General features: G+C 40.7%; 10 protein-coding genes and 1 pseudogene. All 11 read right to left on the bottom strand.

Going from position 1 to position 11,359, the window contains the following annotated elements; translation table 11 throughout:
• Positions 1-46: 46 nt before the first annotated feature.
• Positions 47-832 carry an ABC transporter permease gene (locus A0739_RS08795; RefSeq protein WP_061587717.1) on the bottom strand — a complete coding sequence of 262 codons (786 nt, stop codon included), beginning with the start codon at positions 830-832 and terminating at the stop codon, positions 47-49.
• 1 nt (position 833) lies between these two features.
• Positions 834-1,652: an ABC transporter permease gene (locus tag A0739_RS08790; RefSeq protein WP_061587716.1), complete on the bottom strand. Its 819-nt coding sequence runs from the start codon at positions 1,650-1,652 to the stop codon at positions 834-836.
• 1 nt (position 1,653) lies between these two features.
• On the bottom strand, positions 1,654-2,646 hold the full coding sequence (locus A0739_RS08785; protein WP_061587715.1) for an ABC transporter ATP-binding protein: 993 nt from the start codon (positions 2,644-2,646) through the stop codon (positions 1,654-1,656).
• 314 nt (positions 2,647-2,960) lie between these two features.
• A pseudogene (locus A0739_RS10245) lies at positions 2,961-3,506 on the bottom strand (histidine phosphatase family protein).
• Positions 3,507-3,557: 51 nt separating this feature from the next.
• Positions 3,558-4,490 carry an alpha/beta hydrolase gene (locus A0739_RS08780; RefSeq protein WP_061587733.1) on the bottom strand — a complete coding sequence of 311 codons (933 nt, stop codon included), beginning with the start codon at positions 4,488-4,490 and terminating at the stop codon, positions 3,558-3,560.
• 130 nt (positions 4,491-4,620) lie between these two features.
• The gene (locus A0739_RS08775) at positions 4,621-5,502 is read right to left on the bottom strand and encodes a class II fructose-bisphosphate aldolase (RefSeq protein WP_001018995.1); all 882 of its coding nucleotides are present in this window, start codon (positions 5,500-5,502) and stop codon (positions 4,621-4,623) included.
• A 139-nt stretch (positions 5,503-5,641) separates the two neighbouring features.
• Entirely contained in the window at positions 5,642-6,970 is a 1,329-nt protein-coding gene (gene vncS, locus A0739_RS08770) for a sensor histidine kinase VncS (RefSeq protein ID WP_061587714.1), read from the bottom strand.
• Positions 6,967-7,623 (bottom strand): response regulator transcription factor VncR, encoded by a 657-nt coding sequence (gene vncR, locus A0739_RS08765; protein ID WP_000697942.1) that lies wholly within the window; start codon positions 7,621-7,623, stop codon positions 6,967-6,969. Before vncR ends, vncS begins: the two co-directional genes overlap by 4 nt.
• 141 nt (positions 7,624-7,764) lie before the next feature.
• Positions 7,765-9,144, bottom strand: coding sequence for an ABC transporter permease subunit Vex3 (vex3, locus tag A0739_RS08760; RefSeq protein ID WP_061587713.1), 1,380 nt, complete (start codon positions 9,142-9,144; stop codon positions 7,765-7,767).
• Positions 9,145-9,194: 50 nt separating this feature from the next.
• Positions 9,195-9,842 (bottom strand): ABC transporter ATP-binding subunit Vex2, encoded by a 648-nt coding sequence (gene vex2 / locus A0739_RS08755; RefSeq protein WP_000173736.1) that lies wholly within the window; start codon positions 9,840-9,842, stop codon positions 9,195-9,197.
• A 12-nt stretch (positions 9,843-9,854) separates the two neighbouring features.
• Entirely contained in the window at positions 9,855-11,132 is a 1,278-nt protein-coding gene (locus A0739_RS08750; protein ID WP_061587712.1) for an ABC transporter permease, read from the bottom strand.
• Between the last annotated feature and the right edge of the window lie 227 nt (positions 11,133-11,359).

Genomic DNA, 11,359 nt, shown 5'->3' with positions numbered 1-11,359 from the left:
TTGTTTGTAACATATTTAATTTTTAACTCTCATCCTATCTTATCTCTTACGAACCCGCACTTTCGTAGGCGTCCAAGCCCCTGTCCCAGAGTTTTAAAGAAATAACAAAGAAAACAAGGGAAATCAAAATCAACCCACCGATATTAAAGAGTCCGTTCTTTTCCTGCAAGAAATAGCTGGCAGGATAGTAGGCCGTAAAGGCGAAAGGCACGATAAAGCTAATCAACCAACGAAGGAGCGAATTGTAAATGGAAATCGGGTACTTGGCAAAGTCATTAAACATATAGAAAATGTAAATCATGGCTCCTGACTGCTTGGTCCAAAAAGCGATACTGGCAGTCGCGATTTTCAAGGAAGTATAGATCAAGGTCGCAAAAGGAATGCAGACTAGAAAAATCAGGAATTTTGGAAGAGTCCAAGCAATGCTTGATACTGTTGTCGCTAATAAAATTCCACCGACCAATAGTTCGCCCAAGGCATCAATCTGAAAGGTCTCAACCAGAATATGAAAAAGAGGATTGATAGGACGCGTCAGGTACTTGTCAAACTCTCCTTTTCGCACTAAACGTTGCCCCAGAGCCCAGAGATTGTCAAAAAAGAGATGGTCCAATCCCTTGGGAATTAAGGAAAATCCATAGATAAAGGCAATCTCTTGAAAGGTCCAGCCTTCTAGCGAGGGGATGTGTTGAAAGAGCACATTGAGAAACAAGAGGTTCAGGCCTTGGGTCAGAAAGACTCCCAAGACACCAACCACAAAATCAACCTTGTATTCCATGATTTGCTTGATGTATTGTCTGATAAAAATCAGATGCATGCGTTGATATTTTTTCATACTAACCTCCTTGAATGGTGATGAAGGACTGGACTCGTTTCCAAATCAGCTGAGACAGACCCACCATCACTAAGAGCCAGAAAAACTGCAAAGCGAATGCCTGAAGAATCTGACTGGCATCGTATTTCCCAACAATGATCATAACTGGAGTATAAATCAAAGATGAGAAAGGCAAGAAGGACAGAATATCTGAAACCACCTTTGGAAAGAAAGCCAAGGGAATCAAACTCCCAGACATAAAGGCCACTATGGAAGTCTTAAGTAAATTGGAACCCCATAGATTTTTAAACACAAAAGCTGAAAATCCAAAGCAGATATTAAAGAAAAAGTTAATCAGATAGGCCAGCGTTAAGCTAAAAAGATAAAGGGTAGTTAGTCCCAGCACTTCTACTATCCCTTGCCCAGATAAGATTTTCATCAAGACAATAACACTTAAAAATGGCAGTCCAACAGAGATAAAAATCAACCACTTAGATCCAAGCTCGGTGAAGAGATATGAGGCCGCAAAATGCACTGGTCGCAGCAAGCGCATGATAATGGAGCCATCCTTGACCTCCTCCCCAATCATAAAGGAGCTATCTGACCTGGTCAACAGATTGGTCACAAAACTCATGATGATGTAGAGAGTGATATTCGCCATACTGAAACCCTGGATCAAAGACTCCTGCGAGGAATCAAAAACAGCCTTCCAGAGATAAAAAGCCACAAAAGCTCCCATCACATCACCAATCCGATAGAGAAGAAAATTCACTCGATAGGTGATCAACTCCTGAATCCCTGCATTGATAAAGGGTTTATAACGTCTCCACAATTTGACCATCTTAGAGCTCCTTTCGATAGAAGCGACGGATAATATCCTCGATATCCGTATCCAACATCTTCAAATCGCGAATTTCAAAATCATACAGGGTTTGCTTGATAATATCAGCTGACTGGTAACGGGAACTATCAAATTCAATATTGAGGCTATTTCCTTGTCTATCAATGGTCATATTAGGTAGGCCTTCATAGTGAGAGACGAGGTGACTTTGACCTGGTACCAGTTCAAAAGAAAGAGTCTTCATCTTGCCAAAAGTCTCCTTGAGCTGGCTAACCGTTCCATCAAAAATCTCCTGCCCCTTGTCAATCATGAAAATCCGATCACAGAGTTGCTCAATATCACTCAGATCGTGAGTAGTCAAGAGAATGGTAGTCTCTTCCTCCTGATTGATCTGGGTAATGGCTCGACGAATGTTATCCTTGACGGAAACATCCAGACCAATAGTCGGCTCATCTAAAAAGAGAACCTTGGGATTGTGGAGTAAGGAAGCCGCAATATCCGCCCGCATCCGTTGACCCAGTGAAAGAGTCCGCACGGGATCCTTGATAAAGTCTTTCAAATCCAAGACTTCATTCAAAAAGTCCATGCGCTTGTGAAAGAGCGAGTCTGGCACATCGTAAATCTCTTTCAAGACCGTATAGGTCTCTTGCAGTGCCAAATCCCACCATAGCTGGGTGCGTTGTCCAAAGACCACCCCAATATCTTTGACATAATCTTGACGATTGTCCTGCGGAATCTTGCCGTTAATCCGACAAAAACCAGATGTCGGTTTCAAAATCCCTGTCAGCATTTTGATGGTTGTCGACTTCCCAGCACCATTTGCTCCGATAAAGCCTAGAATCTGGCCTTTTGGAACTTCAAAGGTCAAATCCTTGACTGCTTCAAAGGTATGCTTTTCAGGATGAATAAAGGAGCGCAAAGCCCCCTTCAAGCCTGGTTCCTTAACAGTCTTCACAAAATTTTTCTGAAGATGTTCCACTTCTATCATTGCCATATCTATCTCCCTATCGCAAGGAATAGCAACATTGTATTTTTGACTACAAATATCTAAATCCTTACTTTCTACACCTTCTCAATATTATTACAGAAGGCTTTATACCAACCTATTATAGTCCAATAAAAACTAGAATGCAAGCGTTTGCCTATAGATTATGAAATTAGAGATTTCACTCTTAAAATAATAGTTTTAATCAAAAATTCTGATTTGATAATTTCCTAGAACACCAAAAAAACCTGCCCATTGGGCAGGTTACGAATTGTAAAAAGCAAACTATTTTGATCAATATGATTCACTATTTAATCAAAGAGCTAATCTTTCATAATTCTTTTCACAATCCCATTTCTATCAATTAGAAAACAATCTGGAAAGGTCATTTGCTCCCATTTTTCATAATCAAAACTGGAATCAAAGTGATGTAGTAGTATTCCTATCAAATTCCCGTGTGAACTAAGTAAAATCGTTTTTTCTGAGTATCTCTCTTCCAATTCCATTAAAAAATTTAGTACTCTAGCTAGTGCGTCTTGATTTGATTCCCCTTCTGAAAGAGATTCACTAGGATTTTGTCATAAATATTTGATACTGTCTTCAAACTCAGAATCTTTTATAAAGGTTGAAGATAATTTTCGCTCTCGTAACCGATTATCAAGAACTATTTTATCAAATTGAATTGGCGAGCTATTAATCGTTTCAAATGCTCGTTTATAAGGACTAGAAAAATAATAATCAATATTAAAAGAATTCAAAAACTCTAACTGGTCAAGAGATGAAAATCCTTTTTCTGATAAAGTTCTATTAAAATCATCACTTGAAAATCTTGAATGAGCATGTCTAAGTAAAATATAAGAATTATTCATAAGTCATTACCTTTCAATTATTATCATCAGTCTCAATGGATTTTTAAGCCCTCAATTATTCTCTAAAAATTCTTCAATACGAGTAATAACCTCATGACTTTGATAATGATAGAGGTCGTGTGGTGCATCTATATAGATGACTTGAACATTAGACTGGTCACTTGCAAACCTCATAGCATAATGCTGCCATTCTGATTGGCTAAAGCTCGTCCCTTCACCATTAGAAACCATGAGTAAGGTAGGAATTTTAGGATTGATGCTAGAGGAAACTTTCTTGGCATTTTCCTTTACCAAACGGGATTCATGAAGCATGGCTTGGGACATCAACTGCTTATATGCTAGTAATTTATATTGTTGCCGTTCACTTTCAGTCAGCGTTGGATTTTTTATATAAAAGGACTCATGGAAATAGCGTAATAAGCCAATCTTGCTGGTCCAGTAGGCTACAGTAAGCAAAGATTGATTATCCTTTAAATCCTCATAACTTGATGGCAATGCCAAATCTAGACCAACCAAGGCTTTCACTTCATCTGGATACTTCTCCTGCCAAGCCAGACTCTCAAGACTCGCTATAGAATGAGACAGAATGATAAAAGGACCTGTTACATTGGCTTGGGACAGTGCTTGACGAGTCTCAGCCAAAACTTCCATCACATCTCTTGATTGATTGCTATCATCACTATAACCATAGCCAGCACGTTCCACGATGACTACCTTATATTTTTTTGATAAGGAATCCGATATATCCTTAAAATCCAAGATTGGAGAAGCAATCCCAGCACCGGATAGAAATACTATAGTCTCTGGACCGTCCCCTTCAACGTAAACATTCATTTGATGCCTATTGACAAGAACTTGCTGTCCCACAGGTGTTAGTGAGGCTTGTTCCTTTTCCAAACTGATACGATGAAAGATGAATGTTGCCCCTAAAAACAAAAGAATGAAACTAAGAAAGCCAAGACTCCATTTTTTCAGTTTTTTCATAGCATTATTGTACAAAAATTAGACTCTTTTAGCAACTTAAGATAGATTCTTCCCCAACATATTCTCTATAGTTTCAAACACAAAAAACCCACCCAATGGGTAGGTTTCTGTTTTATATGGTTAAGCTAGATTAAGCTTTACCTTCTGAACCGAATACGTCGATACGTTCTTCAACTGATGCTTGGATAGCTTTTACACCGTCAGCCAAGAATTTACGTGGGTCGAAGAGTTTCTTCTTGTCGTATTCTGCTTCGTTTGCTTCGTAGTCACGAGCAAATTTACGAGTTGCGTTAGCGAATGCGATTTGGCATTCAGTGTTAACGTTAACTTTCGCAACACCAAGTTTGATAGCTGCTTGGATTTGGTCATCAGGAATACCTGAACCACCGTGCAATACGATTGGGAAGCCTGGAAGAGCTTCTGTCAATTTCTTCAAGTGGTCAAGGTCAAGACCTTCCCAGTTTGCTGGGTAAGGACCGTGGATGTTACCGATACCAGCTGCCAAGAAGTCAATACCAGTTGCAACCATTGCTTTAGCGTCTTCGATTGGAGCCAATTCACCTTTACCGATGATACCGTCTTCTTCACCACCGATAGTACCAACTTCAGCTTCTACTGAGATACCTTTAGCGTGTGCTTTTTCAACAACGTCTTTAGCCAATTTAAGGTTTTCTTCAACTGGAAGGTGTGAACCGTCAAACATGATTGAAGTGTAACCAACTTCGATACACTCAAGTGCATCTTCGTAGTGACCGTGGTCAAGGTGGATAGCTACTGGTACAGTGATACCCATTGACTCAACAAGGTTAGCGATCAAGTTGCGAGCAACTTTGTAACCACCCATGTATTTCGCAGCACCCATTGAAGTTTGGATCAAAACTGGAGCTTTTTTAGCTTCTGCTGCACGCAAGATAGCTTGAGTCCACTCAAGGTTGTTTGTGTTAAATCCACCAACTGCATAACCGTTGTCACGAGCTGCTTGGACAAATTTTTCTGCTGAAACGATTGCCATTTGTCAGGCCTCCTATATATTTTTTGGGACATCCCATTTACATTGTTCATTTTATCACTTTTTGACAAAAAAAGCTAGTTTTTCCCATACTTTAGATTGAATTTCTTCCAACTCAATCAATGTAAACCCTTTCTTTCTCTTAGTCTTGAGCGACTTTAGGATAAGACATGAAGAAGGTCAAACGATCATCTTGCATCTCAAAATGATAAGGTAATTTCTCATGTTCTAATAAACTTTTGACCACAAAGAGCCCCATTCCTGAACCCTTGGCCTTGCGACTAGCATTGCCAGAAAAAGACTGGGCCAATTTTTCTTGTTCTTCAGGACTACAGCTATTTTCGATAAAAAGTTCTCCTTCACTCTCTCCGATACGAACCAAGCCCCCTGGAATGGAGTGCTTGATAGCGTTACTGATGAGATTCGATAGGATCAACTTCATCACAGATGGATTTATGTAGGCTTGCTGATGGGTCAAGCTAATGTCTATCTGAACATTTCTTTCCTTGGCTAGTAAAGTATAATCCTTAACCAGAGTTTGCGTCATTTGGAGTAGGTCAATGTTCTCCTTCTCCTCTCGCAATTCCTGAACAGAAGAAAGAGAAAGTATCTGAAGAACGTGGTGACTGAGGTCATCCACAATCCCCAAGGCTACTCCCAGATAGTGATCCCTATCCTTGTAACGACCGATATTTTCTTTCATATTTTCAATTAGGATTTTGAGACTAGCCAGAGGGGTTTTCAGTTCATGAGAGGCCCCTCGTAGAAATTCCACCTTCATCTTCTCAAGCTGGAGAATGGCTTCATTCTTCTCATGCAAGTCCTCAATGACAGTCAAAAGATGCTGGTAAAGGCTATTGATCTGTTCCTTAAGATCACCAATCTCATCCTTAGAATCCACGCGCAAACGTACTTGAGCATCCAGATCCATCATCCGACGGGTCACCCGCTTGATTTCCAAAATCGGGGCAACAATGGTTCGAGCGTAGATGTAGGCTACCAAGAGGGAAATCAGAAAGGATGCCAGCAAGGTATAGGGGAGAAATTGGAGACTAATCTGCTCTGCTTCCTTTTGCAGGTCCATGGAAGCTAGAAATTGAAGTGTCATAGTGCTACCATCTTGCGTTTTCACTTCACGCTCCTCGATAAAGAGAGAGGTGGTCTGGCGGTCTGTGTCCAGAGGAAGATTGTCCTTGACTTCTAACTTGTCCTCGGTCATTTCTCCCTTGACAGCTCCTTTGATATCACTGGTCTGGGAATACAAGTCTAAGACTTGCTCAATATTCTGCCTATCTTTTCCATCCAGGGACTGGGCAATGGCTGTCGCTTTCTGGCCAATGGTTTCCTGACGATGGCTTAGATAAGTAGAGGGAAAGAGAAAATAAATGGCTAAATGAAGACAAATAACCAGAACACTAAAAATCGAGAAGGTATAGATAAAAATCTTTGTAAATAAACCTGTTCGTTTCATTTTCGCTCCAATTTATAACCAACATTGCGCACCGTGAGGATACAATCCAAGTCTAGCTTTTTCCGCAGTTCCTTGATATAGACATCAATGACACGGTCAAAGGGAACCTCATCTGTCGCCTTCCAGACAGCATCGATAATCTGAGAACGAGTCAAGGCCCGTCCTTCATTTTTCACCAAATAGTCCAGAATTTCTAACTCTTTGGCATTGATAGCCACTTCTTGACCTGCGAGGCTTGCACTGTAACTCTCAAAGTCCACCTTGGTATCCTTATAGGAGAAGACTCGTCCTGTATCGTAGTAGCGCTTGAAAATTGCATCCACCCTCACTTTTAAGAGAGACAGGGAGAAGGGTTTTTCCAGATAGCCGTCTGCCAGAGAGGCGAAGGCGCTCATCTTGTATTCCTCATCCTGAAAGGCGGTCAGCATCAAGACAGGAACCTGACTGGTCTTACGAATCTCCGCTAGGACTTCTAGACCATTGAGCTTGGGCATCTGGATATCCAGTAAAACCAGGGCCACCTCATAGCTGGAAAATTTTTCCAGAGCTTCTTGTCCATCTGCTGCTTCAATGGTTTCATAACCACAATCCGTCAAATAGTCACTGATCCCCTCACGGATCATCTCTTCATCTTCTACAATTAAAATTTTCATAGAAAAACGTTTCACATTCCTTTAAATTTCTTGTAAATCTTCTCTGTTTCATCCTGATAGGAAGAGTCCTTATCAAGATGAAATAGATAAAAATGCTACCTATATTATACCCCATTTAGGGGAGAATAGGTAGCAAGTTTTTTATTCGCTATCGAGCAAGAGCTCTTTTGGTTGTTTTCTGAGGAGATTGCTTGAAGCAAGCGCCATAACGAGAACCACTAGAACCAAGGCAAGGACAAAGACGATGATAAAGTCTGATGTCTGAATGGAAATGTCTAAGCTCGACAAGGTCTTGCTAAAGCCGTCTACTTCTGCACCACCACCAAGGTTAGAGGCTTGAGCAGCCTTGCTAGCTTGCTTGGCAACACCTGAAGTGACATTGGCAAGAACAGTATTTCCGATGGCACGGGCTGTGTAGTTGGCTAGGAAGTAAGCCGAAACGAGAGCAGGGATGGCAATCAAGACAGATTCGGTGATGAATTGCCCCAAGATACTTGCCTGCTTGAGACCGATAGAGAGGAGGATTCCCACTTCCTTGCGACGGGCGTTGATCCAAAGGCTGAGCAAGAGTGCAAGGAGAAGGACTGAGAAGCTCAAGCTACCCCAGAAGAGGAGGTTGGCCATCTTGTACATCCCAGAGATGGATTGCTCAAGAGCTGGGTAGTTAGAGGAGCTCTTTACAAGTGTGTAGCTCTTCCAGTTGATGCCACTGATACCATTCAACTCTTTCATAACATCATCCAAGTTCTTGTCCGCTGTTACAAAGAAGGTTGCGTCCCCATAAATAGCTGTGTCTTCTGTGTATCCATAAAGTTTTGCAGCAGTGTGAATGTCTGTGATAGCTGTATTTTCATAGAGTTCTTGTGAGTAGGTTACTGCTGACTTATTGTGACCATCAAAGAGTCCCTTGATAGTCACTTCAACTGTTTCCTTGGCACCTTTTTCATTGTCTGCATCGTAGATATTGGAGTCTAGTTTGACCTTATCTCCGACTTTCCAACCGTGTTTAGCTGCCAAGTCCTTGTGCATGAGGATCTTGTCTTTGTCGTCGTTGGTTAGGTGCTCACCTTCAACCAGTTTATATGAGCCAGAGACAAACTTGTCTTCTTTAGAGGAGTCATTGACACCTGTAATCATCAAGCTGCTTCCAAACCGTTTGGCACGGTCTGCAGTGAGATTTTTCTTGGTTTCTGGCGTTTCAATCAGGTCATATCCAGTCAAATCTCCGATAGCGTTGATGCGTTTAACATAAGACTCGATGGCCTTATTTTCGGTGATTTTTTTGATATCCTCACCCTTTATATTCCCAGAACCACGAGGCGTTCCTTGATTGACGCGACGATTGATTTGCACGGAGAAGCTATTGGTGATATTTTTAAAGGTCTCCTGAGAAGCCTTGGCAGTAGCTCCCTTGATCGACAAGCCGACCAAACTCAAGCTCGCCATGAGGAGAATAATCAGGAAGATAACAATCGATTTGAAAAACTTCCTTGTAACATAGGCAAATGCGTTGTGTAACATAGGTTCCCTTTCTAGATTTGATTTCATAATTCTATCAAAACAAGCTCATCTTATTTTGTAGTATTGCGAGTTTCAGTCAGTTTCTTATTCTTCAATTCAAGTGTAATATCTGACGCTTGCGCCACTTCTTTACTGTGCGTAACGACGATCACACATTTACCTGTTTTCTCAGCAAGTGACTTGAGGAGTTCGATAATATCTCCAGCAGTTTTAGGGTCCAGATTTCCTGTTGGCTCATCAGCTAGAATAACTGGAGCTTCTGATACCAAACTGCGAGCAATAGCAACACGTTGCTGTTGACCACCTGATAACTGGAGAACGTTCCGCTTGATCTGACTTTCATCCAAACCAAGTTCAAGAAGAGTATCCTTGCTGGCTTTTTTGTTGACCAAGCGGATATTTTCCAGTGGAGAAAGATAATCTATCAAGTTATAATTTTGAAAGACTAGAGAAATATGGTGCATGCGATGGTAAGAATATCCCTTATTCCGAATGTCCTCTCCTTGGAAAAGGATAGAACCTTCAACAGGACTATCTAGACCAGCAAGCAGGGACAAGAGAGTGGATTTTCCTGCTCCTGACTCACCAATGATACTATAAAACTTTCCGGGTTCAAAATTATACTTGATCTGATATAAAACTGCCTCAGCAGTGTTCTTATAACGGTAGGTAACATCTTGCAATTGTAATAAAGTCATGATTTCTCCTTCTTAACTAATAGATGATAAAATTTCCTTAGGTGATTTTCTAAATAAGAATAGGAAACAAAGAGCTACGGACAAGCAACCAATCAAGAGCAGAAAGACATAGGATTCTGCAAAGGATAGGAGACTGGTTGATAGACTGCTTGCTTTAGCTAGTGTGTCTTGTAAGCTTGCCTGATCTCCACTTACTAGTACAGTTTGTAGCAGATAGGATGTAATGGCTTTCCCAGCAATAAAGGATGGAAGCAAAGCTCCAAGAGATACCAACACCACCTCTAAACAGAACTGTAGGAAGATTGAGCTCTTTCCTTTTCCAAGTGCCAGTAAAATCCCTACTTCGTAGACCCTTTCTCTCAACCAGAGAGACAAGACCAAGATTAAGGCTCCAGCTCCAGCTATCAACATTCCATAAAGAAAGATAGTTAGGAAGGTTTGGAAGGTTGCAACTGAGTCTTTGATCTGTTCAAATGCCTTGTTTTCCTTTTCGACTTGATAGCCTTGATTTTCCAAGACCAAGTTTTCCACCTGCTTCATGAGTCCGTCCATTTCCTTAGGATTTTCTACATAGAAGCGCGCTGCACTAACTTGAGGTTCACTATTTCCCAAAAGGGTTTGGCTACTTTCATAGTCTGTAAAGACTTGGTTTTCACTGAAGTCAGAAGACAAGCCTGTAAATTTCTCTTGTTTTTTACCAGAAAAGATGCCGACAATTTCAAATTCAACTGTTTGACCTTTTCCAGATTCTGACTGTCCAGCATCCAAGCGAATCTTGTCATGAAGCGAAAGACCGTTCTTCTTAGCCAACTCTTCGTGGATCAGGATTTTCTTGGAATCCCCTTTTTGAAGGTGTCGGCCTTCTTTTAGATTGAAAGCTGAGCTGGTGAAGGTAACATCCTTGGATGAATCCTCAAGAGCCGTTAAGCTAACCAAATTCTTGTCCGCAGCTGACAAGTCATCACGTTCGACGCTCTGCTCACCACTCACTGCTTCCTTGTCTTTTAGTTTTGCGACCGTCTCGAGTTCAGGAGAGACATTTTCCAGTCCCTTAATCTTGCTAACTGATGCTAGGTCCGATAACTTGAAGGTCTGACCATTCTCTATCTTCTTAATAGAAAAAGAGGTATTAAGAGATTTGTAAAGATTGCTTTCTACTGTTTTGTTGGACTTCATCAGCGTCAAACAGGCTGAAATTCCTGCTAAAAGAACAAATAAAATCAGAAATAAAATAAAACTTCTCAGTCGTTTTCTGCTGACATAAGCCCAAGCTCTTTGGATTGGATTCATTTGTCACCTCCATATTTGTAAGACTATTATAAAATCCAAATATGAAATGTTTATGAAATCGAAAAAATATTTGATTTATTTTTTGAAAAAATGAAGAAAGCTAGCAACTGCTAACTTTCCTTCTTATATAAGGATGTATAGTACCAATCAAAAATCTACTTCATTTTAAAAATGATAGTCACATCTTTCTGATTAGTATTTTTCCATCTCCTAAGTCCTTCATTTTC

The sequence above is a fragment of the Streptococcus oralis genome, assembly GCF_001588645.1.
In the GTDB taxonomy this organism is placed as follows: Bacteria; Bacillota; Bacilli; order Lactobacillales; family Streptococcaceae; genus Streptococcus; species Streptococcus oralis_AB.
Note: the sequence above shows the minus strand (reverse complement) of the source record. Positions and strands in the feature narration are given on the sequence as shown.

Coding starts and splice junctions, on each gene's coding strand:
- vncR (WP_000697942.1), bottom strand. CDS start 7,623: ATGAAAATTTTAATTGTAGAAGATGAAGAGATGATCCGTGAGGGGATC.
- vex2 (WP_000173736.1), bottom strand. CDS start 9,842: ATGACTTTATTACAATTGCAAGATGTTACCTACCGTTATAAGAACACT.
- vex3 (WP_061587713.1), bottom strand. CDS start 9,144: ATGTTACACAACGCATTTGCCTATGTTACAAGGAAGTTTTTCAAATCG.
- A0739_RS08775 (WP_001018995.1), bottom strand. CDS start 5,502: ATGGCAATCGTTTCAGCAGAAAAATTTGTCCAAGCAGCTCGTGACAAC.
- A0739_RS08785 (WP_061587715.1), bottom strand. CDS start 2,646: ATGGCAATGATAGAAGTGGAACATCTTCAGAAAAATTTTGTGAAGACT.
- vncS (WP_061587714.1), bottom strand. CDS start 6,970: ATGAAACGAACAGGTTTATTTACAAAGATTTTTATCTATACCTTCTCG.
- A0739_RS08790 (WP_061587716.1), bottom strand. CDS start 1,652: ATGGTCAAATTGTGGAGACGTTATAAACCCTTTATCAATGCAGGGATT.
- A0739_RS08795 (WP_061587717.1), bottom strand. CDS start 832: ATGAAAAAATATCAACGCATGCATCTGATTTTTATCAGACAATACATC.
- A0739_RS08780 (WP_061587733.1), bottom strand. CDS start 4,490: ATGAAAAAACTGAAAAAATGGAGTCTTGGCTTTCTTAGTTTCATTCTT.
- A0739_RS08750 (WP_061587712.1), bottom strand. CDS start 11,132: ATGAATCCAATCCAAAGAGCTTGGGCTTATGTCAGCAGAAAACGACTG.